Annotated in this window: 26 protein-coding genes; 25 read left to right on the top strand and 1 reads right to left on the bottom strand. The window is 60.5% G+C overall.

The annotated features are described in order from the left end of the window. Positions 1-66 precede the first annotated feature (66 nt). Together pyrE and GTO89_RS09655 are read left to right on the top strand one after the other, a co-directional pair. The gene (gene pyrE, locus GTO89_RS09660) at positions 67-678 is read left to right on the top strand and encodes an orotate phosphoribosyltransferase (protein WP_235920373.1); all 612 of its coding nucleotides are present in this window, start codon (positions 67-69) and stop codon (positions 676-678) included. 70 nt (positions 679-748) lie between these two features. Continuing rightward, on the top strand, positions 749-1,243 hold the full coding sequence (locus GTO89_RS09655; RefSeq protein WP_161261873.1) for a YqeG family HAD IIIA-type phosphatase: 495 nt from the start codon (positions 749-751) through the stop codon (positions 1,241-1,243). 62 nt (positions 1,244-1,305) lie between these two features. Here the strand turns inward: GTO89_RS09655 and GTO89_RS09650 are convergent, their stop codons facing one another. After that, positions 1,306-1,446: a hypothetical protein gene (locus tag GTO89_RS09650; RefSeq protein WP_161261872.1), complete on the bottom strand. Its 141-nt coding sequence runs from the start codon at positions 1,444-1,446 to the stop codon at positions 1,306-1,308. 200 nt (positions 1,447-1,646) lie between these two features. Here GTO89_RS09650 and GTO89_RS09645 point away from each other — a divergent pair, with 200 nt between their 5' ends. The 23 genes from GTO89_RS09645 (at position 1,647) to GTO89_RS09535 (ending at position 23,382) form a co-directional block, all read left to right on the top strand. Continuing rightward, the gene (locus GTO89_RS09645) at positions 1,647-2,540 is read left to right on the top strand and encodes a shikimate dehydrogenase (RefSeq protein WP_161261871.1); all 894 of its coding nucleotides are present in this window, start codon (positions 1,647-1,649) and stop codon (positions 2,538-2,540) included. A 122-nt stretch (positions 2,541-2,662) separates the two neighbouring features. After that, the gene (gene aroC, locus GTO89_RS09640; RefSeq protein WP_328793893.1) at positions 2,663-3,844 is read left to right on the top strand and encodes a chorismate synthase; all 1,182 of its coding nucleotides are present in this window, start codon (positions 2,663-2,665) and stop codon (positions 3,842-3,844) included. A gap of 24 nt (positions 3,845-3,868) precedes the next feature. After that, positions 3,869-4,453, top strand: a complete 585-nt coding sequence (locus GTO89_RS09635) for a shikimate kinase (protein ID WP_161261870.1) — start codon at positions 3,869-3,871, stop codon at positions 4,451-4,453. Continuing rightward, positions 4,453-5,553: a 3-dehydroquinate synthase gene (gene aroB, locus GTO89_RS09630; protein ID WP_161261869.1), complete on the top strand. Its 1,101-nt coding sequence runs from the start codon at positions 4,453-4,455 to the stop codon at positions 5,551-5,553. The genes GTO89_RS09635 and aroB overlap by 1 nt, the downstream gene beginning before the upstream one ends. Before the next feature lie 33 nt (positions 5,554-5,586). Beyond that, complete coding sequence (locus GTO89_RS09625) at positions 5,587-7,317, top strand: GspE/PulE family protein (protein ID WP_235920372.1); 1,731 nt, start codon at positions 5,587-5,589, stop codon at positions 7,315-7,317. Between the two features lie 17 nt (positions 7,318-7,334). Then, a complete protein-coding gene (locus GTO89_RS09620) occupies positions 7,335-8,426 on the top strand; it encodes a type IV pilus twitching motility protein PilT (RefSeq protein ID WP_161261868.1) in 1,092 nt (363 codons plus the stop codon). Positions 8,427-8,605: 179 nt separating this feature from the next. Continuing rightward, positions 8,606-9,850 carry a type II secretion system F family protein gene (locus tag GTO89_RS09615; RefSeq protein ID WP_161261867.1) on the top strand — a complete coding sequence of 415 codons (1,245 nt, stop codon included), beginning with the start codon at positions 8,606-8,608 and terminating at the stop codon, positions 9,848-9,850. Positions 9,851-9,930: 80 nt separating this feature from the next. Beyond that, entirely contained in the window at positions 9,931-10,455 is a 525-nt protein-coding gene (locus GTO89_RS09610) for a type II secretion system protein (protein WP_204758257.1), read from the top strand. 8 nt (positions 10,456-10,463) lie between these two features. Then, complete coding sequence (locus tag GTO89_RS09605) at positions 10,464-11,237, top strand: prepilin peptidase (RefSeq protein ID WP_235920386.1); 774 nt, start codon at positions 10,464-10,466, stop codon at positions 11,235-11,237. Positions 11,238-11,324: 87 nt separating this feature from the next. After that, positions 11,325-11,960, top strand: a complete 636-nt coding sequence (locus GTO89_RS09600; protein WP_161261865.1) for a PilN domain-containing protein — start codon at positions 11,325-11,327, stop codon at positions 11,958-11,960. Further along, positions 11,957-13,246, top strand: a complete 1,290-nt coding sequence (locus GTO89_RS09595) for a type IV pilus inner membrane component PilO (RefSeq protein WP_161261864.1) — start codon at positions 11,957-11,959, stop codon at positions 13,244-13,246. The genes GTO89_RS09600 and GTO89_RS09595 overlap by 4 nt, the downstream gene beginning before the upstream one ends. 48 nt (positions 13,247-13,294) lie before the next feature. Further along, entirely contained in the window at positions 13,295-14,440 is a 1,146-nt protein-coding gene (gene pilM, locus GTO89_RS09590) for a type IV pilus assembly protein PilM (protein ID WP_235920384.1), read from the top strand. Between the two features lie 248 nt (positions 14,441-14,688). Continuing rightward, entirely contained in the window at positions 14,689-16,014 is a 1,326-nt protein-coding gene (locus GTO89_RS09585; protein ID WP_235920371.1) for a GspE/PulE family protein, read from the top strand. 3 nt (positions 16,015-16,017) lie between these two features. Further along, positions 16,018-17,250, top strand: a complete 1,233-nt coding sequence (locus tag GTO89_RS09580) for a type II secretion system F family protein (RefSeq protein ID WP_161261862.1) — start codon at positions 16,018-16,020, stop codon at positions 17,248-17,250. A 202-nt stretch (positions 17,251-17,452) separates the two neighbouring features. After that, a complete protein-coding gene (locus tag GTO89_RS09575) occupies positions 17,453-17,911 on the top strand; it encodes a type II secretion system protein GspG (RefSeq protein ID WP_161261979.1) in 459 nt (152 codons plus the stop codon). Positions 17,912-17,938: 27 nt separating this feature from the next. Further along, positions 17,939-18,553: a hypothetical protein gene (locus tag GTO89_RS09570; protein ID WP_161261861.1), complete on the top strand. Its 615-nt coding sequence runs from the start codon at positions 17,939-17,941 to the stop codon at positions 18,551-18,553. After that, on the top strand, positions 18,537-19,448 hold the full coding sequence (gene gspM, locus GTO89_RS09565; RefSeq protein WP_161261860.1) for a type II secretion system protein GspM: 912 nt from the start codon (positions 18,537-18,539) through the stop codon (positions 19,446-19,448). Before GTO89_RS09570 ends, gspM begins: the two co-directional genes overlap by 17 nt. Next, on the top strand, positions 19,445-19,915 hold the full coding sequence (locus GTO89_RS09560) for a hypothetical protein (RefSeq protein WP_161261859.1): 471 nt from the start codon (positions 19,445-19,447) through the stop codon (positions 19,913-19,915). The genes gspM and GTO89_RS09560 overlap by 4 nt, the downstream gene beginning before the upstream one ends. Next, complete coding sequence (locus GTO89_RS09555; protein ID WP_161261858.1) at positions 19,870-20,376, top strand: hypothetical protein; 507 nt, start codon at positions 19,870-19,872, stop codon at positions 20,374-20,376. The genes GTO89_RS09560 and GTO89_RS09555 overlap by 46 nt, the downstream gene beginning before the upstream one ends. Beyond that, on the top strand, positions 20,319-20,879 hold the full coding sequence (locus tag GTO89_RS09550; protein WP_161261857.1) for a GspH/FimT family protein: 561 nt from the start codon (positions 20,319-20,321) through the stop codon (positions 20,877-20,879). Before GTO89_RS09555 ends, GTO89_RS09550 begins: the two co-directional genes overlap by 58 nt. Further along, positions 20,879-21,427 (top strand): PulJ/GspJ family protein, encoded by a 549-nt coding sequence (locus GTO89_RS09545; RefSeq protein WP_161261856.1) that lies wholly within the window; start codon positions 20,879-20,881, stop codon positions 21,425-21,427. Before GTO89_RS09550 ends, GTO89_RS09545 begins: the two co-directional genes overlap by 1 nt. 90 nt (positions 21,428-21,517) lie before the next feature. After that, positions 21,518-21,835, top strand: coding sequence for a late competence development ComFB family protein (locus tag GTO89_RS09540; protein WP_161261855.1), 318 nt, complete (start codon positions 21,518-21,520; stop codon positions 21,833-21,835). A gap of 38 nt (positions 21,836-21,873) precedes the next feature. Next, the gene (locus tag GTO89_RS09535) at positions 21,874-23,382 is read left to right on the top strand and encodes a TldD/PmbA family protein (RefSeq protein WP_161261978.1); all 1,509 of its coding nucleotides are present in this window, start codon (positions 21,874-21,876) and stop codon (positions 23,380-23,382) included. Positions 23,383-23,402 lie beyond the last annotated feature (20 nt).

Below are 23,402 nucleotides of genomic sequence, written 5' to 3'. Positions count from 1 at the left end.
CGGAAACAGCCAGATTTTTTTGAACCGGCGAAAGCCGGCCCATGAAATAAAGGAGTATGATGGATGATGGAGCAAAGGCAAATGAACGATGACAAGGGCTTGTTGAGCCATGAAGAGGTTCTCCAGATTTTTCGCCAGAGTGAGGCGCTGCTGGAGGGGCATTTCCGCCTGACGTCGGGCCGGCACAGCAACCGGTATGTCCAATGCGCCCAGGTTCTGCAGCACCCGGACCATACAGAACGCCTGGCCCGCCACCTGGCCGCCCAACTGCGACAAACCGTCGGTGTTCCCGATGTGGTGATCGGACCGGCCATGGGCGGGATCCTCGTCGCTTATGAGGTCGGACGCGCCCTGGGCGTTCGTTCTATCTTTACGGAGCGTGAAAACGGAACCATGACATTGCGGCGCAATTTCGCCGTTCGCCCCGGCGAGACGGTCGTCGTCTGTGAAGACGTAGTGACGACAGGGGGGTCGGTGCGTGAGGTCATCGATGTGGCCACGGCGGCTGGCGGCCGGGTGTTGGCGGTGGCGTCCTTGGTCGACCGCTCCAACGGTCAGGTCGACTTTGGCGTCCCCTTCCGCGCCGCCCTGTCGATGGAGGTTGTCTCCTGGCCGCCGGAGGAGTGCCCTCTGTGCAAGGAGGGCACACCGGCGGTAAAACCGGGCAGCCGGACCTGAAGGGTTTTGCGGCCCGAAGGGCTCTCGTGATAAGCGGGGACAGCAGCGAAATCCGGGAAGGGGAAAGACCGTGAAGATACTCAAACCGGCCCGGCGGGTCGATGCCGTTCCTCAGGTGAATGTGGCGGAACTGGCCGCTCAAGGTGTCCAGGGTGTGATCATCGATCTCGATAACACCCTGACCGAGTGGAATCAGAACCACCTCTGCCCAGAGATCGCCCGTTGGCTCGAAGAGCTGCGGCGGCACGGAATCAAGATTTGCATCTTGTCCAACAATAAGGAAAAACGTGTCCAGGCCTTTGCTGAAGCCTGTGGCGCGCCCTACATCTCCAATGCGCGCAAGCCCCGGCGGCGCGGATTTCTGCGGGCCATGAGCCTATTGGGGATCACTGCGGAACATACGGTCGTCATCGGTGATCAGGTGTTCACCGACGTCCTCGGCGGCAACCGGTCAGGCCTGCACACCATTCTGGTCAATCCGATCAGCCGCCGGGAGTTTCTTGGCACCCGTCTCGTCCGCCGACTGGAGCGCCTCGTCCTCCGGGAGCGCCAGCCCCACCGATAGCGCCAGCGTTTTTTCGTTAAAAACAAAGGAGGGTCAACCGTAACGGTCGACCCTTCTTGTCTTTACCGGGGCTTTTCGTTTTTATAGGCGAGAACGATGATCTCGTCATTGCCAGCCAACTGGGCGTTGATCTGCTGTTCGGCCTTGTACAGCGCTTGCAACTGGTCTTCGCTCAGGTTGGCGAAGGGCATCCGTTTATCCATGGAGAAGCGCCTCCTTTCTATCATTGAAGTCTCATGTCTACGATAACCATTTCCGGTGGGGCTCATGCCCCTACTCTCGCTGGAGTGACCGGCGAAGATCGACGACCCTGAGCGCAGGCTTGCGCTGACACGGCAGTCTGTGCCGCTTTACGATGCGCTGGCGACATGACAGCGATACTGGGAGATAGGAGGAATGACGAATGAATCGCCCGAACGTTGGCGCCATTGACGGTCATACACAGTGGGTTGCGCTGCTGGGCTATCCGGTGAAGCATTCCTTTTCACCGGCGATGCACAATGCCGCCTTTGAACGGCTGGGACTGAACTGGCGGTACGCCGCCCTTGGGGTCAAGCCGGAAGACCTTGGCGCAGGGATCGCAGGATTGGCGGCGCTGGGATTCCGGGGGGCCAATGTGACGGTTCCCCATAAAGAGCAGGCGATTCGATGGCTCGATGCGGTCGATCCATCGGCGCAACGATTGGGCGCCGTCAATACCATCGTCATCTCCGAAGATGGAAAAACGAAGGGGTACAATACGGACGGAACCGGTTTTTTGCGCGGGTTGCAGCAGGACAATTTTTCTGTCGCCGGCGCATCGGTTATGCTGTTGGGCGCCGGCGGCGCGGCCCGGGCTGTCGCCTTTGCCTTGCTTGACGGCGGTGTTCGCTCCCTCACGGTTGTCAATCGAAGGCGGGACAAGGCGGAAGCCTTGTTGCAATCCCTCCGCCAGTGGGGCGCCGATGGGGTGACACTGCGCTCCGGCGAGTGGGAGCCGGACTTCCTGCGCGATAGCGCCAAGAAGGCCGATCTGATCGTCAACGCCACCTCATCGGGGATGGTGAAGGAAGAGAGCCACATCGCCTACCCGATCCCGCCGCAACAATGGCTCGCCCCTGGCCCTTTTGTCTGTGATCTCGTGTACAACCCGCCAGAAACGGAACTGCTGGCCGTAGCCCGTTCTCTGGGCTGCCGCTGCCAAAACGGTCTGCCCATGCTGCTTCACCAGGGAGCCGCCGCCTTCCGCCTTTGGACTGGCCTGGAAGCGCCAACGCCGGTGATGGCTGACGCCTTGTTGGCTGTTCGAGGAAATTAAGGAATCAGGCTCCTCCTAGTCTGGCCCGAAGAGAGCAGGAAAAGATACGAGAAATGTGGAATCTTCACGCATTCGGGTAGTATCCATTGGCAGATTCGAATTAAAGAAGGGATTTTTGACATATGGCGGCGTTGCGTTATTTGACGGCTGGCGAATCCCATGGGCCGGCGTTGACGGTGATTGTCGAGGGCATGGTGGCCGGTCTTCCCCTCAAGGCCGAGGATATTGACGCGCATTTGGCCCGGCGGCAGATGGGACACGGCCGAGGAGGCCGCATGGTCATTGAAAAAGACCGCGCGGCCATCCTTTCGGGGATCCGGGGCGGACGAACCTTGGGAAGCCCCATCTGCTTGCAGATCGAGAACCGCGATTGGAAGAACTGGTCGGCCATCATGGCCGCCGGGGAAGAGGCGGATGTGGCGCAACGACGGGTGACCCAGCCCCGTCCCGGTCATGCCGACTTGGCCGGCGCCATCAAATATGATCAACGGGATATCCGCAATATCCTGGAGCGCTCCAGCGCCCGCGAGACGGCGGCGCGTGTCGCCGCCGGCGCCGTCGCCCGCCGGTTTTTGGATGAGTTGGGAATCCGGATCTGTTCCCATGTGACGGCCATCGGCGGCGCGGCGGCGACCGGCGAACCGGTCGACCGGACCGAAAGGGAATGGGCCGATGCAGCCGTCCGGGCCGAGCGATCCAGCGTTCGCTGCATCGACGCCGCCTTGGAACAGGCGATGATCGCCGCCATCGATGCGGCCAAAGGGGCCGGCGACAGCCTGGGCGGTGTCATAGAACTGGCTGTCCTGGGCATGCCTGTCGGCGTCGGCAGTCATGTTCAGGGGGATCGGCGCCTCGACGCCCGCATCGCCGGCGCCATGATGAGCCTGCAGGCCATCAAAGGCGTCGAGATTGGCCTCGGTTTTGCTGCGGCGTTGCGCCCCGGATCGCGGGTCCATGACGAGATTCACCATGACGATAAAACCGGCTATGGGCGGGCGACCAACCGCGCCGGCGGGATCGAGGGCGGGATCAGCAATGGCGCTCCTGTCATTGTGCGCATCGCCATGAAACCGATTCCCACCTTATACAAGCCCTTGATGACCGTCGATATCGACAGCCGCCAGCCTGTGGCGGCGTCGGTGGAGCGCTCTGACGCCTGCGCCGTTCCGGCGGCGGCTGTCGTGGCCGAAGCCATCCTGGCTCATGTCATCGCCGACAGCCTGCTGGAGACGACTGGCGGTGACACGATCGAGCAGGTGCGCCGGCGTGTCGATGAGATGCGCGAACAGGCGCTGCGGTTCTGACCGGTGGAGATGGGGTGTCGAAAGATGGAGAGACAGCAGAAACAAAACATCGTGCTCATCGGCTTCATGGGTACGGGCAAATCCACGGTGGGTCGCCGACTGGCCGCCCGCTTGGGCTACCGGTACGTGGACACCGATGTGGAAGTGGAACAGGTGACAGGGATGACCATCGCCCAGATCTTCGACCAATACGGTGAGGTGCGCTTTCGCTCAGAGGAGACGCTGACGGCGAGGCGAATGGCCGCCATGGAAAGGGTCGTCGTAGCAACAGGCGGCGGGATCGTGCTTAAGCCGGAAAATGTGGCGGCCTTGCGTTCCAGCGGTGTGCTCATCGGTTTGGAGGCGACGCCGGAGGTGATCTGGTCGAGGGTGGTCCGCCGCAGCCACCGGCCCCTGATCAAAAGGGACATCACCGTCGAAGACATTGGGGAGATGATGGCCAGGCGAACCCCCTATTACAGTTGCGCCGATGTGACCGTAGACACCTCGGAACGGTCTGTGCCGGAGATTGTCGAGGCGATCCTCGCGTACCTGCGCGAGCGGGCGAATGAGCGGGGAGAGGATTGGACAGTGGGAGAAGAAAGCGGCGAGGGAGGAGGAGCGCTCTGATGGAAAGGATCACCCAAGTGGAGGTGGGCCTCGGCGATCGCGCCTATCCCATCGACATCGGTTCCGGTTTGCTCACGCAAGCCGGCCAAGGGCTGACAGGAGTCCTGCGGGGAAAAAAAGTCCTGATCGTCACAAATGGGATCGTCAATCATCATTGGGGTGCTCCCTTGCGCCGGTCCCTGGAAGAGGCCGGCTTTTCTGTCGCCATAACGGAGATCCCTGACGGGGAGACGCACAAGCGCATCGAAACCGTAGCGTCCTTGTATGACGCCTGCGTGGCAGCGCGGTTGAATCGCACATCCGCCATCATCGCCCTCGGCGGCGGCATCGTGGGCGATGTGGCCGGATTTCTGGCGGCCACCTATATGCGAGGCATCGACTTTGTTCAGGTACCGACGACGCTGCTCTCCCAGGTCGATTCGAGTGTGGGCGGCAAGGTGGGTGTCAACCACCGGGACGGCAAAAACCTGATCGGCGCTTTTTATCAACCCAAGCGGGTGATTATCGATACGGACACCCTCTCGACGCTTCCCGTCCGAGAGGTGCGCGCCGGCTATGGCGAGGTGATCAAGACGGCCCTCTTGGGAGACCCGGACTTGTTTGCCTTCCTCGAAACGGCTGGCGCCGATGTGCTGCGCCTTGACGCGGCGGCGCTCCGGCGCGTCGTCGCCGCCTGTTGCCGGGCGAAAGCCGGCGTCGTCGAACAGGACGAACGGGAGGCGGGGATACGGGCCATATTAAACCTCGGCCACACCTTCGGCCATGCCCTGGAGACGCTCACCCATTATCAGACCTACCGCCACGGCGAGGCGGTCGCTGTCGGGTTGATCGCCGCCTGCCGCTTGGCCCAGACGGTTTTAGGCCTGCCGGAGACGGTGACCGATCGAGTGCGCCGCCTCGTCCAGGCCGCCGATCTGCCCGTCCGGTTTCCCGCCTTTTCCGCCGAGGAATGGCGAAAGGCCCTGGCCATGGACAAGAAGAACCAAGACGATCAGGTGACCTTCATCGTGCCGGCGGCGATCGGGCAATCACTCGTGCGCGCCGATATCCCTCTCTCTCTGGCGCTCGCTGTGATCCATGAAATGACGGAAGCGGAATAGACGCCAGAGGAGCGAGACGGCGAAGGTCGCGCAATGGAGGAGGCAGTTATGGCGGCAGCGGCGATCCGACGAAAGTTAGGCGACCTGTTACTTGAATACCACCTGATCACAGAGGAGCAGCTCCAACAGGCGCTGGAAGAGCAGCGGCACAAAGGGGATCGCCTGGGGCAGGCCTTGGTTCGCCTCGGTTTTGTAACCACCCAGATGATCAATGAGGTCTTGGAATTTCAATTGGGGATTCCGACCATCTCCCTGCTCCATTATCAACTTAACCCAGATGTGTTGAAGCTGCTTCCGGAGAACCTCTGCCGGCGCCACAAGTGCTTGCCGGTCAAGCGCGTCGGAAACCGGCTGACCGTGGCCATGGCCGACCCCTTGAACCTGCTGGCCCTCGATGACATCAAACTGGCCACCAGCCTGGAGATCGACCAGGCCATCGCCTCTGAGGAAGAGATGGATCAGGTCTTTGAAAAGATCTTCGGGTTGAATGAGGACCAGGAAGCGGACATCCGGCGCTTGGAGGTCGAAGCCAACCGCGTCGAAGAGGAAAGCGCCATCATCGACCTGTCTGAACTGGAACGGATGACGGCTGTCGACGATGCGCCCATTGTCCGGGTGGTCAACACGATCCTGCAACAGGGGGCCAAGGAGAGCGCCAGCGATATCCACATCGAGCCCCAGGAGAGCGCTGTTCGCGTTCGCTACCGCTGTGACGGCCTCCTCCGCGATGTGCTGGCACTGCCGAAGGCTTCCCACGCGGCCCTGCTGTCGCGGATCAAGCTGTTGGCAAAGATGAACATCGCCGAAAAACGGCTTCCCCAGGATGGGCGGATTCAGACCCGGTTGGGCGACAAGATGATCGACCTGCGCGTCTCCACGCTGCCGGCCATCCATGGGGAAAAATGCGTCATTCGCCTGCTCGACAAGAGCAATGTGCTCTTCGATCTGCGCCAGTTGGGTTTCCAAAATGAGACGCTCCGACGGTATGAGAAACTGGTCCGCACCCCCTACGGCATGGTCCTGATCACAGGCCCCACCGGGTCGGGAAAAACGACGACCCTCTACGCGTCGATCAACGAGATCAATTCACCTGAGAAAAACATCGTCACCATCGAGGATCCCGTCGAGTATGTCCTTGATGGCGTCAACCAGGTGCAGGTCAACCTGCGGGCCGGCCTCGATTTTGCCAGCGGCCTCCGGTCCATCCTCCGCCAGGACCCCGATGTGATCCTCGTCGGGGAGATTCGTGATCGGGAGACGGCGGAGATCGGCGTCCGGGCGGCGACGACAGGACACCTTGTCTTTTCAACCTTACATACAAATGACGCGGCCGGTTCCGTCAACCGGCTGATCGATATGGGCGTCGAGCCCTTTTTGGTCGCCTCTTCCCTCGTGGGGGTTGTGGCCCAGCGGCTGGTGCGGCGCGTCTGCGCCAACTGCAAGCGGGCCTACACGCCTGCGCCGGGTTCGCCGGAACGGATCTATCTCGACGTGCCCGATGACGCCCCGCTGACCCTCTACCAAGGGCGCGGTTGTGTCGCCTGCAACAACACAGGCTACCGGAAACGGGTTGCCATCCACGAGGTCCTGACCATCACACCGGCGCAGCGCAAGCTGATCCTGGAGCGGGCCTCTGCCGACGCCATCGCCGCCCAAGCTGTGCGGGACGGGATGATCCCGATCAGCCAGGACGGGATGAGCAAGGTGCTGCAGGGGCAGACAACGGTCCAGGAGATCCTGCGTGTGGCTGATGTCAATGAATAGCGGGGAGCGGGTCATCCATGCAGATCAACGATATCCTGGCGCTTGCCGCCGCCAAAGGCGCCTCTGACGTACATCTCACCGTCGGCCGGATGCCCTCCTTCCGGATCAACGGCAAACTGACGCTGCTCCAGGAACTGGGCGCGCCCATCGACAGCGGCTGGTTGCGCCCCTTGATGCCGCCGGACACGGACGCATTGGTCCGCCAGGTCCTCAATGAAAAGCAACTCGCCCAGTTCGAGCAGAAGGGTGAGGCGGACCTCTCCTACGCCGTGCCGACGATCGGGCGATTCCGGGTCAACGTCTTCCGCCAGCGGGGCAGCGCCGCCATGGTGTTGCGGATCATCCCGCTCAAGCCCCCCTCCTTTCGGGAATTGGGCCTGCCGGAGGTGCTGGCCAACCTGGCCCGCCGTCCCAACGGGCTCGTGCTGGTCACCGGTCCCACCGGCAGCGGCAAGTCGACGACACTGGCCGCCATGATCGATCTGATCAATGAGGAGCGCGCCGAACATATCATCACCCTGGAGGATCCCATCGAATTTCTGCACCGCCACAACAAGAGCATCGTCAACCAGCGGGAAATCGGGCTCGACTCGACCTCCTTTGCCGGCGCGGTGCGGGCGGCCATGCGGGAGGATCCCGATGTGATCCTCGTCGGCGAGATGCGCGACCTGGAGACGATCGCCACAGCCATCACCGCCGCCGAGACGGGCCACCTGGTCATGGCCACACTGCACACCAACGATGTCTCCCAGACGATCGACCGGATCATCGACGTGTTTGATGTGGGCCAGCAGGCGCAGATCCGCATCCAACTGGCGACGGTGCTGCAAGGGGTCGTATGCCAGCAACTGCTGCCTCGCGCCGACGGAAAGGGACGGGTCGTGGCGCAGGAGATCATGGTCTGCACGACCGCTATCCGCAACCTGATCCGCGAGGGCAAGACCCACCAGATCGCTACGGCCATACAGACAGGCGGCAAGCTGGGCATGCAGACCATGCATATGGCCTTGAAGCATCTCGTGACCAAAGGACTCGTTTCCCGGGAGGAAGCGGTGAAGAAGTCCGCCGATCCCGATGCCTTGATGCGGTATATGATGGATATGTATTGACCATGGTGTCGAAGGTTTGGTTTAAGATTCATTAAAATTCGTGTAATTGGTAAAAAATCACTTTGCAAAAAGAGACCGATGGATTTAAAATGAATTTACACAGGTGATATCTGTCAATAGGATTTGAGGCCCATTTTCCGTGGGTCTCCTGTGAACCCCCGACGCTGAGGTGGAACAACATGGCTACATACCGGTATCGAGCGCGCGATAGTCGGGGAACGGTGCGGGAAGGCACGATTCAGGAAGAATCAGAGAAGTCGGTCGCCTTGACATTGCGAGAACAGGGACTGTTTGTCGTTGAGGTGAGAGAGGAGAAGGGTGGAGCGGCGAAATCCGCCGGCGCAGGTGATGCAGCCGGATCCGCCTTTTCCGTCTTTCGCCGGAAGACGCCGGCCAAGGTTTTGGCTGTCTTTTGCCGGCAACTTTCTACCTTGGTAAATGCTGGTGTTCCCATTCACAGCTCCTTATCCATATTGACCCAACAAACGGAACACCCCGCCTTGCGGCAAGCGCTGCTCCGTGTCGCTGCCGATCTGCAGCGCGGGTACAACCTCTCCCAGGCGGTGGGCCTTCACCCCAATGTCTTTCCGGAGATGTTTGTCCACATGATCGAGGCGGGCGAACTGGGCGGGGTGCTGGAGGAGGTGCTGCAACGGCTGGCCACTCACTTTGAAAAAGACAGCGAGACGAGAAGCAAGGTCAAATCGGCGCTCACCTATCCGGCTGTTGTCTTTTCCATCGGGATCCTGGCGGTCACTTTCATTCTCGGCTTTGTCATCCCCCGTTTCACCAGCGCCCTGGGCAGCCTCGGCGCGGAACTGCCGGCGTTGACGAAACGGGTCCTCGACCTCTCGGAGTGGGTGAAAGGGTACTGGTGGACGGCCCTGTTGGCGGCGCTGGCGCTCTACCTTATTTTCGGCGAGTTGCGCAAAACGCCGCAGATGCGCCTGCTGCTGGACCGGTACACGCTCAAAATCCCCATCTTTGGCGATATGCTGCTCAAGGTATCTGTGGCGCGCTTCTGCCGCACCCTGGGCACGCTGATCCGCAGCGGCGTCCCCATGCTGCAGGCGCTGGAGGTCGTTGAAAAGACGGCGGGCAATCAGGCCGTATCGGAGGGGGTGATGAATACCCGGGAAAGCATCCGCAAGGGCCAGGGCCTGGCTGACCCGCTGCGCAAGACTGGCATCTTCCCGCCCATGGTGGTGCAGATGGTAGCCGTCGGAGAAGAGACCGGCGCATTGGACGTCATGTTGGAAAAGGTCTCCGATTACTATGAGATGGAGGTCAACGGACTTGTCAGCCGCCTGTCCACCGTCATTGAACCCATCATGCTCGTCGTTCTGGGGGGGATGGTCGCTATGCTGGTCATCGCCATGTTGTTGCCTATCTTCGAGGTGATCAGCAGCGTCGGCGCAAAATGAACGGAGAAGACCAGGCGTGTCACCATAGTTTTTCAAAAGGATAAAGCAACGTTGACTGCAAAAACAAAGGAGGAATCATCATGCTGGAATTTTGGCAGAAAAAGATGAAGCAAGCGAGGGAGCAAAAGGGTTTCTCGTTGATCGAACTGATGATTGTCGTGGCGATCATCGGCGTGCTCTTTGCGGTGTTGGTGCCCCGGTTGGGGAACACGACAGACCGCGCGCGGGCTGCCGGCGTGCGTAATGATTTCAAGGCTTTTGAGACGGCGATTCGCTCCTACTATATTGAACATAACAATACCTTGCCGACCGCTACTCAAATCAGCACGGATAAAGTACTGATGAACGGGCGGTATCTGGACCGGGAGATTACCGATACAATCGACCCGTGGGGAACAAACGCCTATGCCTATACCGCTTCCCTTCCTGCGACGACAGGCTTTACTCCCGCGGTTAGCGGTAGCCCAACGACCGGGATTACAATCGGCTGCACCAACACGTCAGCGGCTGTAGCGACTGCTGCAAACCGGACGAACTTTCAAATGATCATTTATGTTGACCCGGCAAACAACAACGCGTTGGCGACTTCCTACAATGGATTCTAGTGGACACGATGTTTGACATCGGCGTCGCCTTTTTTTTCGGCGCTATCCTCGGCTCCTTCCTGAATGTGTGCATCTGTCGCATTCCGCGAGGCGAGTCGATCCTTTTCCCCCGTTCCCATTGTGTGTCCTGCGGGCGGCTTCTGTCGCCCGCAGAGCTTATTCCCATCGCCAGCTACCTGCTGCAACGGGGAAGGTGCCGCGGTTGCGGGGCAGACGTATCGTGGCAGTATCCCCTGGTGGAGGGTTTCACCGGCCTCGCCTTTGCGGCATTATCCGCCTTTTACGGCGGCCTGTCGCTCGACTGGGCGGCGGCGTCTGTTCTTGCCGCCTTCCTGATCGTCATCGCCGGCATCGACATCGAACACAAGATCATTCCCAACATCCTGTTGTTGGCTGCGCTCCCATTCATCGCCCTTTGGCTGGGCTGGAAGGTCTCTGGGACCGGCGGCGATGTCCACCTCATCCTCAACAGTCTTCTGGGCGCAGTTTTCGGCGCAGCGATGCTTTTCGCTGTTTTCTGGTTTAGCAACGGTGGACTCGGGCTGGGCGATGTGAAGTTTGCCTTTGTCTTCGGGCTGATGCTCGGTTGGCCCGGCGCGCTGTGGGCGCTGACATTGGCCGCGCTGATCGGCAGCATCGCCGGCATCGCCGGCATGGTCGCGGGGAAATGGACGCGCAAGACCGAGGTGCCTTTCGGTCCTTTCTTAGCGATCGGTTACTTCGCGGTCTTTCTGTTATTGGACAGCCGATGGAGCGAGATCATTCGCCGCTTTTTGGAGTAGCGAACCTTATGAAACGTCGCTTCTTAATCCTTTGACACATCTTGTTTTTGATTTCGAATAGAACACGGCTAAGGAGCGACATCGATTGTGCAGTCGATCAACCTACTTCCTATCGAATTGCGCCCCAAAAAACTGGACAGGCGGTCCTTGCTGATTCGCAGCGGTGTCACCGTGGTCGTGCTCGCTTGTTTAGCCGGATACGGTTTTTTTCTGGCGAAGATTTACCTATCCCAAAAAGAAGGCGAGCGCGTTGCGGCGGAAATGGCTGCCCTTCAGCCCGAACTCAGGCGGGTGGAGGCCATTGAAAAAGAAATCAATGACAACCGGAAGAAGGCCGAATTGTTGAATCAACTCCAGAGCGCCCGCGTGCCCTGGTCAAAGGTTTTCAACGAGGTGACAGGGGTAACGCCCGACGGCCTCTGGCTGGCCACGGTTACATTAAATACAATCGACCCGGCGAAAACGGTGCTTGAGATCGAAGGGGAAACGGTGGCCTTTGAGCAGGTTGGCGTTTTTGTCCTGAAACTGCGCACCTTCCCGTACTTTTCCAGTGTCGAACTGATCGATGCCCGCGATAAAAATGTCGATTTCAAGTGGGTGACCCGCTTCAAGGTGCAGGCCCTGTTGGCGCCGATCCCGCCGGAGTTGCAGGTCGTTCCGGTGGATTCGAACGGCAAGGACGGGACGAAAAAAAGCGGCGCCCAAGGGGGTGAACGGCGATGAAAGGGCCGAAATTCCCCCGCTTTTCCAGGTGGTTTTCCTTCAAAGCGAGCCAGGGGGGCGCGTCGTCCCTGGTGGCTTGGTTCAAGAACCAATCGCGCCAGTTGTTTCCCCATACCAGTCAAGGCGAGGCCAGTTGGTGGTCGGCGCGGACCCAGCGGGAAAAGGTGCTTTTGAGCATTTTCGGCGCCACTGTTGTCAGCGCCAGCCTGTACATCTTTGTGCTGGAGGGCCAGCTTGACGAGTTTACGGTCCTTTCGAACGAGCTTCCTGCATCCAAACAGAAGCTGGAGTCGGCGAAGGTGCGGATCGCAAACCTTTCGCAACTGGAACAACAACTGGCCGACAGCCGGACTCGGAACAGCCAACTCTTTCGCGCCTACCCCTCGGAACTGTCCACCGGTTCCATGGCCGTGCTCGTCGGCGAAGCGGCCAAGGCAGCAAACGTGAGTGTCAAGTATTTCGTTCCCAAGTCCAAATTGGAACGCCCCGATTCAAATGGAAAATTGGTGGCCGAAACGCCGGTGAGTATGGTTGTGGAAGGCACCTTCGACGCCTTGGTTGATTTTTCGGCGCGGTTAGAGAACCTGCGCGGCGGCGCGCTGGTGCGCAATTTTGCCTTCACCTGGGAGAACCGGGAAAAGGAAAAAGAGACGAAAAGCAAAGACAAGGGCAGTGACGGAAAGAAAGACTCGGTGAACGTGCTTCTGGAATTGATCGACGTTGTCGTAACCACCTTTTCAAAGACCCCTTCCGGCGATGTGGATGTGCAACAAAAAAGCGTGGGCAATGTGACCACCCGGCTGCCCAGGGCCGCCTATCCGCCCGATTCAAAGAACAAGCCGAAGACGACCATCCTCAATGCGGCTTTCACGGTCTCCTTTTTCGAGGTCGGGCTGGGCGGAAGCCCTGATGCGGTCGATCTGGAGCAATACCGGCTGGGTCGCCCCAACCCCTTTGAACCCCATGTCTGGGATGACACCAACCCCTGGCTGCATGATATCGGTGACATACCGGCGTCTCAATGGCAGAATGGGGCGACCACTCAGGGAACCTGGCCGGCAATCGGTCCGGGAGCCGGTTCGGGAATGGGTTCAGGCGCGAAGCCGAAGGCTTCCGGAGAGTCAACGTTGCCGTCGATTCCATCCATCCCGAGCCTTCCGAACATTCCCGGATTCCCCTTCCTGCCGAGCCTGACCCCCAACGCGTCGAAGGGAGGCGCAGCGCCTGTTCTTTCCCCGATTCCGTTGCGCCCGCCGCAGCAGGGGGGGGCCGGCGCGTCGGGCTAACGGCGCTGTTGAGTGAACGCCTTTTTAGGAATAGGGTAGGTGAGGAAGATGTTTGGACCGATCAACACCCTGGGCATTGAGATCGCCGGCGCGGCGGTGCGCATGGTCGAGGTATCCCGGCGCAACCGGCGTTTCGAGATCGTGGCGGCGACACAACAGCCCTTTGCGCCGCCGGCGGGGGACATGACCACAGAGGCCTACTGGCAGGCGCTGGAGGCTGCGATCGAGAAATGCCTAGCCGGCGTGCGAAAAAGAGTCAAACGGGCGGTGCTGACCTTTCCGTCGCGCAATTTGATCTCGCGCCAGGTCCGCATGCCTCATATGCCTGAGGCGGAATTGCGAGCATCGCTGCGCTGGGAATTGGAGAAGTATGTGCCCCTTTCGGCGGATGATTACGTCTATGACTATCTGAATCAGGGCGTCATTGAGGTGGAAGGCGACCCCATGGCCCAACTGCTGTTGGTGGCCTTGCCGAAGGAGGAGGTTGTCCGGCACTTCGAATGCCTCCAAGGGGCGGGGGTGACGGTCACCGCCGTCGAGACGGCCTCCTTTGCCCTCAGCCGTCTCCTCAATGCGATGCGAGAGAATGACCTCCGCACCTATGGCTGCCTCGATATCGGCGATGACCGTTCCACCCTGACCGTGTTCCGGGAGGGTCGGGTGCAGTTCATCCGCTACATCCAGTTGGGCGCCGCCCGTCTGGAGGAAAATCTGCGCGAGATCTTTCCCGTCGAAGCGGCGACGTTGCGGCAGATGCTGGCGGAGACGGCTGTCACGTCGCAAGCAGCCGAAACGGAAAGGCTGGGAGGGCTTGTCGCAGAGGATGCCTCGGCGAGCGCCGGCGCGGTGACGATGGATGAAGCGCCGGCAGGGTGGATGGACGGGCAGAACGCGGAGATGCAGATTCTCCTGCAATCCTTTCTTTCCGAATTGATTGTAGAGGTCCGCCGGTCTCTCGATTTTTACAACCTGCAATACCGGGACAACAGCTTCGCCCATCTGGTGCTCTGCGGCGGCCTCTCCCGTCTGCGGGGGATTGAGACCTACTTTTCGCAGGAGTTCAAGCTCCCCGTCTCGGTTTTGGACATGCAGACAAGCCTGGTGGCGCAAATCAAACCGGATTGTCTCGAACGGATGACGCCCGATATGGCCGTTGTCACCGGTCTCGCCTTGCGGGCGCCCGAAGAAGAGTGACGGCGAGGCGTGGTGGGGCGCGCACGGGGAAGTGCGGTGCAAAGCGGTTGAACGATTGGTTTTTTTGACGAAACCTATCCGGCGTTTACGAACAAATGTTCTTATGATAGCAACCCTGCTGATAAAGCGGGGTTTTCTTATTTTAAATCAAAATAATTTACAGGATTTTTCAAATTTAGGTAGAAATGCAAATATTAAGGTAGGTAAAAGAGCCGTTCGGGGATATGGGGAGCAGGAGGGGAAAAAGCATGACATTTATCTCCAATGTGCGTCCAAGCGTCGCCACGCCCTGGCGCTCGGCGTCGGAACCGGACCACCGAGGCGTCATGAAGGATGTGATCTTTGCATCGAAGAGCGCCGATCCGGCCTTGGGCGACAGAGACGGTCAAAGCTGGAGCGGCGATCCGCCTTCTGTCGTCGAAATGGTGGAGGATATGATCGCCCGGGCGGCCCGTGTACGGGCCACCGATATCCATATTGACGCGTTGGAGACGCAGAGTGTGGTCCGTTTTCGCGTCGACGGTTTGCTCCGTGATGAGCAGGTGCTGCCCAAGGGGCTCCACGGGCAGGTGGTCTCCCGGATCAAGGTGCTCGCCCGCATGGATATCGCTCAGCGGCGCATCGCCCAGGATGGCCGGATACAGGTCACTTTACCGGACAAGCAGATCGACCTGCGTGTCTCTACATTGCCGACCCTGTTCGGGGAAAAGTGCGCCCTCCGGCTGCTGGACAAGAAACAGACTCCCCTGCAACTGGATGAGTTGGGATTCCAACAAGGCGCCCTCGAGACCTTTCAGGGGCTGATGCGCAACACCGACGGCATGATCCTGGTGACCGGCCCCACTGGAGCGGGGAAGACAACGACGCTCTATGCGACAGTGAACGCCATCAAGAGCCCCGAAAAAAACATTATCACGATTGAGGATCCCGTGGAATACATCCTCAGCGGGATCAACCAGGTGCCGGTCAACGCCAAAGCGGGCATCGATTTTACGGGCGGCTTGCGGGCGATCCTGCGCCAAGACCCCGATGTGATCCTGATTGGGGAGATTCGAGACACAGAGACGGCCAATATCGCTGTGAAAGCGGCAACAACGGGCCATCTTGTGTTTTCGACGCTGCATACAGGCGATGCTGCCGGCGCGGTCGGACGGCTGATCGACATGGGGGTGGAGCCCTTTCTCGTCGCCTCTGCCGTTTCCGGCATCGTGGCCCAGCGGTTGGTCCGGCGGATCTGCCGGTCCTGCAAGGCGAGCTACCATCCGCCGCGATCATCGCCGGAGCGTATCTTTTTGGCGAGCGGGAGCAGACACGCCGACATCCTGTACAGGGGTGCCGGCTGCAGCCGCTGCAACCAAACGGGTTTTGACGGGCGTCTGGCCATCCATGAGGTGATGATCCTCCGTTCGAGCCTGCGCGAGTTGATCATGGCCAAGGCCAGCGCCGACACGATCCGCGCCAAAGCCATCGAAGAGGGCATGGCGGGGATCGTCGCCGACGGGATGGACAAGGCGATCCAGGGAGAGACGACGGTGCAGGAGATCATGCGGGTCGCCTTTCGGATGGACGGATAACCGATGCCGGTTTTTGCCTACAAGGTGCGGGATCGGGCGGGGAATGTCGAGGTCGGTCTGTTGCAGGCATCCTCGGAAAAGTCAGCCCTCCAGGATTTGCAAGCGTCGGGTCGCTTTGTCATCGACCTGCGCCGCCAAGAGGAGCGATGGCGGTTGGCGGCGGGGTCTTTCCTGGCCGCTGCGTCGTTGAGGTGGTCGCGGCCTGTGGACGCCCGCGATTTGGCGCGGTTTTGCCGGCAGATGGCTGCGCTGGTCGACGCCGGCATCCCCTTGGTCGCGGCTTTGTCCATGGCTTCGAGACGACTGACGCCGCCGGCGCTCAAAGGGGCGGCCCAGCGGATCAGCGTTTCTGTCGCCCAGGGACAGACGCTGATCAGCGTCTTGGAGCAGCAGCGCCATGTTTTTCCCGAGTTGTTTATCCGCCTTGTCGAAATGGGTGAGATGGCGGGCGTTTTAGATCAGGTCCTCCACCGGCTCGCCGATCACTATGAAAAGGAATCGACATTGATGCGAAAGATCCGGTCGGCCTTGTTGTACCCAGCGCTGGTTCTGCTGACAGCCGGCGGGTCGACACTGTTTTTTCTATTCTATGTCATCCCCGCCTATACTCAGTTGTTGTACAGCCTGGGTGTCGAGTTGCCGGCGATCACCCGCTTTGTCGTCACGCTGGCAGGGCTCATTCAGGAATGGGGGTTGTGGCTCATCCCCCTCGGGGCGCTGGGTCTCTATGGGATTCGCCGGCGTATTCGATCCGATCTTTTGCGCATACCGCTGGAGAAGGCGCTCTTCAAATTCCCACTCCTGGGCGGCGTCATCCACCGCGCCGCCATTTCGCGGATCAGCCGGAGTCTGAGCATTCTGATCGGGAGCGGCGTCCCCATCGTGCAGGCGCTGGTGATCGTGGAAAAGCTGGCTCTCTATCGAAGTCTGGCCGCAGCCGTACGAAGGGTGCGCAGCGGTGTCGGTCAAGGTCATTCCCTGCACCAAAGGATGGAGCAATCAGATCTCTTTCCGCCGGAGTTCGTCCACCTGGTCTATATTGGCGAGGAAAGCGGCGCCTTGGATGTGCTCCTGGAGAAAGGGGCCGACTATTTTGACGCCGACGTCGACGGCGCAGTGACAGGGCTGACGGTGCTGCTGGAACCGGCGTTGTTGGTTCTGGTGGCGGGGGTTGTCGGCTTTTTGGCCTTGTCACTGCTCATGCCGCTCTTTGCGGCCATCGACCGGCCGCTCTAGCCGGAGTGGACAGACAGGGCTTACAGCGGAAAGAAAGACCGTAGATTGACCGACGGAAAAAGGGGGGAGAAAGGGAAAGGTGCGAAACTGCCCAAAGTTCGGGCGCCGGGAGCCTGTTTTGAACCAGCTGCGCCTGTTGCGCCCGCCAGATGTGTCCTTCCGGCTAGACCTTCCGCACAGACGAGCGGGAACGCGCCCGGTAATGGCGCCCCGTCGGATCCAGAAGCGTCAAGGGGGCTTTACGCTTCTGGAAGTGATGATGGTGTTGGCCCTCATTGGTCTGATGACGCTGTTGTTTGTTCCGAGGTTGTCGGCTGCGCCGGAAAAAGCCAAGATTTCTTCAGCTCTCAATGACGTTCGCGCCGTCGAAATGGCGGTCCGCCATTACTTCATCGACCAGGGGAAGCTGCCGGCGGCTGTCGATCTGCAGTACGCCAATCTGCTGGATAAGGATTTCGCCTCCCTTTCGCCAGGCGGTTCGAATATCTGGAAGGATCCCTGGGGAACGCCTTACCTGTATGAGCCCAAGAACCTCTGGACAGCGCCGTCGACGGCGCGGATGGTGTCCTATGGACCGGATCGCCTGCCCGGAGGGGACGATTTGTCGGCGACCTTCGCGATTGTGGAGGGTAAAGTCACCGTCACGCTGTCCGGATTTTAACGGCCCAGGGGGAGGGAGCGCCTTGTTATGGCGTCGATAAACCTGTTGCCCGGCGCGCTGCGGCTGAACCGCAGGGGGCTGCTCCGGCGGATCATTTTGTCAATGGCCCTGTGGATGCTGGCAGGCGCCGTCCTCTACATGGGGGCAGTAAAGTGTGTGGACGATTTGATTGACAAAGCCGACGCCGCGGAAAAGGCGGCTGTCGATCTGCAAGCGAACTTGGCGATAGAGCAAGCGAAGGGCGAGGAAAACGGGCTTGCCGGGAAGGAAGCGGCCTTTTTGACGGCCATGCTGTGGGAGAAACCGTCTTGGTCGAAACGCCTGTCCGGCCTAGAGGGCGCCTTCCCGGAAGAGCCTTTGCATTTGACGGCGATGTTGATGGAAGGGGGAGAAAGGGGCGCCGTGATCCTGGAAGGTGAGAGCAACCGGCTCTACACTGTCAGCGAATTTATGGACGGGCTCAAAGGAAGAGCCGGTTTTTCTGAGATCTCCTTGCTTGAGGGCGCCTATGGAGCGGGTGGTGACGTTCGATTCCGGCTCTTGTGCCGAGTGCCTGATGCGGCGCCCCTTCCGAACGTTGTGCCCCTTTCCCCAAACGGCGGAGCCGGGAAGGGAGGCCTAAACCATGGAGGTCCTCCTTGACTGGTTTGTCGCCAGAACCCGCCGTGAGCAGATCCTTTTGCGCATGGCGACAGTGACGGCGCTGGCTGCCGTTGCCTACACGCTTCTCTTTGAACCCCTGTGGGGTCGGTATCAGACGAATGCGGAACGGTTGCATACAGCCAAGGCAATGGCAGAACGGTTTCGGTCCGACGAGGCGAAAGCGGCGGCTGAGAAAATCCGTTCCCCTATCGGCGCGGATTCGTTGAAGGTTTTGGCCAATGGATCAGACGGGGCCAGCCTGGTGTCGGCGATCGCCAAGGCGGCAGAGGCGTCCCATGTGACGATCCGGAGGGTGAGCGGTGACGGGATGGCCGCCGATGGCCATGGTGAGACGAGGCGGCTGCGCCGGCGCGCTTTTACGGTGATGATCGACGGGGATTATCGAAAACTGCGCGATTTTTTGAAGGCCTTGGAAGCAAGGGAACCGGGGCTTTATGTACAGGCCCTTGTCTGGGTTGCTCCGGAGGGGCGCCGGTCAAGCGAGCGGAGCGCCCGGGAGCGGGAGGGGTTGTTGAATAAGGAGCGTTGGACCGAGGCGGCGGCGTTGTTGCAGCAACTGAAAGAGAAGACAGATGATCGATGGACGGCGGGCCATGTCGGTCCAGAAAACGCCGGGACGGACAGTTCTGAGACGGATAGCGCTGGGAAGGAAGCACTCCTTACAGACGGCGCCGGTCAAAGAGGCGGACGTGGGGGAGGTGTAAGGGAAGGGGAAGGCCCGGAGGAACGTCTGTCGGCGGCGCCGTCCATGCTCGCCGGATTGCGGCTGGTCTTTTTCTCGCTCGATCATGCGGGGGAACGAGCAGAGGGGGAGGACAAGATGAGAGATTCGCTAGTTGAGCCGAAAAAGAGCGCCGAGAAGAGCGGGAGATGAGCGACAGCCCGGTGAGGAAAGAGAAGGGAAGCATCTTGGCGGAGGCGCTGATCGCGCTGCTGTTGCTGGGGCTGATCGCCCTTCCCCTCTACGGCGTCATGACCGTGGCAGAACGGTTGGAGCGCCGGAGCGAACGGTTTGCCCAGATGCTGGCGCTGGCACAGCAGGTTTTGGAGGTGAAACGGGCGCTGATCAAAGGGGACCCCACGCAGGTTGACAGCCGCCTCCCTGCGGGAATCACGATACCAGAGGGGTTTCGCTGCGTCCTGACCGTAGGGGATGCGACAGATCCGCCGGGGTTGCGCCTGAAGGAGGTGGCGGTGACGATATGGGATCAAGCGATGCTTCCACCGGAAGCGAGGAGCGACGGGGCGGAGCCCCCGTTGTCGTCGCCGGCGACGCCTGTGGCGGCCGGAGCGAAGTGTGTCTTGGTTACGCTGGTGGCGCCGCCAGACCGGGAGAGGTAGGCGCCGGGCTGCTCTATCTTTTTTTTATCATTGCCGCCCTGGCGACGCTGGCGGCGACGGCGACCGTCATGGGGAATTACGCCTGGTCGTCTGTTCGCGGTCAGGCGCGGGCGGAACAGGCGCTGTACAGCGCCGAGTCGGGCATCGAGGCGGCCCTGGTTGGGATCGGCGAGTGGCTGCGCAACCGGCCGGTTTCGGAGAACCGGGTGGAGGCGGCGGCGCTGGCCAGTCACCTCGCTGCGAGGCTGCCGGGTGTGTCTCTGGGGGATGGCCGGGTCAGACTCACCTATCGAACCGTGTCCGGCCAGCCGTGCGCGTTGGATGTGATCGCGGCGGCAGAGTGCGACGGGGGACGATTTGTCATGATGGCCCGCGTCGGCATGGCGAAGGCGGCGTCAGGACTTTGGCAGATATCCCAGGTCGAGAGGACGTCCTTGTTGAGCAGTACTCGCGTTCCTTAGCCCAGCAGAGCGTTGATGTGAGAGGCTATACACTGGTCGAGATTACCCTTGTTCTGGCTTTGCTCGGTATCCTTTTGCTGATTGGCGGTCCTTTGTTGACGCGCTGGAACGGTCAGGTTTCCTTAGAATCGGCTGCCCGTCAGGTGCAGGTCGATCTGCTATCCGCCAGGGACAAGGCGGTGTTGGAGCAACGGACGGTCGCCCTGGTTTTCACCTTGGACAGTTCCAAGTACCGCATCACCTACAGCGATGATGAGCGGGTCAGCCAGAGCCGGACCTTGCCGGGCGGTGTCGTCGTTCAAACGACCAGTTTTAACGTCAATACCGCCTTTTACCGAAACACCTTCATCTTCGCCGCCGACGGACGGGCCGGGAAGCCCAACATGGGCGGCACGGTCATGCTGCGGGGACCGAATGGACGCAACCGCTATGTCATCGTCTCGCGGAACGGGCGGGTGCGCATCGATTCGACGCCGCCGCCGAGCGGCGAGATCCCGTGGTGATGGAGGATTGGATAGATACGATGAAGGCGCAGGCCCTACGCCTAAAGGATGCGACAGCGGGGATGACCCTGGTCGAGGTGGTGTTGGCGATGACCATCGCGAGCATCCTGCTCTTGATGGGGATGCGACTGGTCAACACGACCATGTCCATCGTCAACACAGAAAGCCACCGCCTGGAAGGAAACAGCGGTGTTCGCTGGGCCCTGTCCTGGATGGCCCGGGACTTGCGCTACGGGCGAAACATCCGCATCTCCGCAGGCGGCAGCCGTCTCGATTGTCAGGTCTATGTGGAGAACACGTCAGGAGACTTTTACTGGACCGATGTCCGGTATACCCTGGAGGCTGGCGCCATTGAACGGCAGGAAGGCGCCGATAAGAAACCGCTCGCCTCAGGCATCGAATCATTGCGTGTCACCAATATGGCTTCGCCCGCCGGCTCGGTCGGAGCGCCCATTCAAATAATGGTAAAGCAGGCCGGTCACAGAAGGAACTCTCATTCCTTCGTCGAACTGTCTACCGTAGTCGTTCCTCGCGGGGATATTCCGTAACAGGGGAACCGCGAACGCCACGGGACCCACCATGACGCTGTCGCCTGAAGATGGCCATACATTCCCGTACAAACCGAGGGGAGGTATACGATGCTCCACAACCTTATGGAAGGCGTCGTCGAGAACTTTCTCGATGAATTGCTGGCGCAACACCCCGAAGTCTGCCGTTGCGACCAGTGCCGGATGGATATCATGGCGGCGGCCTTGAACCGCCTCCCGCCGCGGTATGTCGTCACCAACAAAGGGGAAGTCTATTCCAAGATCAATATGCTGCTCAGCCAATTCCATGTCGACGTCATCGGCGCCATTGCCCATGGAATGATGCTCGTCGCCAAGAACCCTCGTCACGAGAAGCCGGAGGTCACCCTGGACGCGGCGGAACCGCCCCGCGCAGGTGGCGACGTATAAGAACTGGAGGGGGAAGCCCTTTGATTCATCGACCCGCTATGGACGATCTGCGGGATGTGCTTCAAATCGCCCTGCGCCAGGGCGCCGATTTTGCCGATATCTTTATCGAAAAAAAATCGGTCAACGGGATCGGCTGTGAGGACAACAAGATCGAGCGGATCAACTCGGGGATCGATATCGGCGCGGGCATCCGTGTCATCGCCGGTGATTCGACGGCCTACGCCTATACGAACGATTTGAGTCTCGACGGCCTCGGTCATGCCGCCCAGGTGGCCAGCCATGCCGCTCGCGGGGGTGCGTCGTCTCGTTCCATCGATCTTTCGCGGCGCTCTTCGCCGGTGGAAATGGTCATTGCGTCGCGGCCGGAGCAGGTGGCACTGGAGGACAAGGTCGAGCAGGTGCTGCGGGCCAATCGCCATGCCCGGGCCATTGATGACCGGATCAAACAGGTGACTGTCGGTTACGGCGACGTCGTTCAGGAAGTGACCATCGCCAACTCGGAAGGCGACTACGTTGAGGATGAGCGGATCCGCACTCGCTTTGTCGTCCACGCTGTGGCCGCCGATGGCGCTGTCATCCAGACGGGCTACGAGGCGCTGGGCGGCGCCAAGGGGTTCGAGATCTTCGAAGAGCGCGACCCCGAGGCGCTGGCCCAAGCTGCCGTTGACCGGGCGCTGTTGATGCTGACGGCTAAGCCGGCCCCATCGGGCAAGATGCCCGTCGTGATGTCCAGCGCTGCCGGCGGCACGATGGTTCATGAGGCCTGCGGCCACGGACTGGAGGCCGATCTGGTGCAAAAAGGGCTCTCCGTCTACGCCGGCAAGGAGGGTCAGGAAGTGGCGTCTCCCTTGGTGACGGTCATCGATGATGGCACGATCGCCGGCAAGTACGGAACCCTTCGTTTTGACGACGAGGGAACGCCGGGACAGAAAAATGTGCTGATTGAAAAGGGCGTCCTGAAGGGGTTCATGCATGATCGTTTCACCGCGGGGAAGGATAAATGTTCCCCGACCGGCAACGGCCGGCGCGAGTCCTACCAGCACAAGCCCATTCCGCGCATGACCAACACCCTGATCGCCTCGGGCGATGAGATCCCGGAGAAGATCATCAAAGATACCAAGCGCGGCCTCTTCGTCAAGAAGATGGGCGGCGGCCAGGTCAACACGACCAACGGTGACTTCGTTTTCGACGTCGCCGAGGGGTATCTGATTGAAAACGGCGAGATCGGCGCGGCGGTGCGCGGCGCTACCCTGACAGGCAACGGTCCGGAGGTGCTGCGACGGATCGACCGCGTCGGCAACGACCTCGGCTTTGCCATCGGCACCTGCGGCAAAGACGGACAGGGGGCGCCCGTGTCGGATGCGCAGCCGACACTTCGCATCACCTCCCTGATCGTGGGAGGAACCGGCGCCGCAGCGAGCGGAGACGACGATGAGGCGACGGCTGTCGCGCCTGCCGGCGGAAGCGGCGGTGTTGGCGGCGAGCTGCGCCGTCTGTCCCCTTTTGAATTGTTGAACCATCCCGCCGGCCGAATCCGGCGTCTGTAAGACCCTTGGGGCCATGCCCG

The sequence above is a fragment of the Heliomicrobium gestii genome (genome assembly GCF_009877435.1).
Taxonomy (GTDB): domain Bacteria; phylum Bacillota; class Desulfitobacteriia; order Heliobacteriales; family Heliobacteriaceae; genus Heliomicrobium; species Heliomicrobium gestii.
This window is presented reverse-complemented; position numbering and strand designations above follow the sequence as displayed.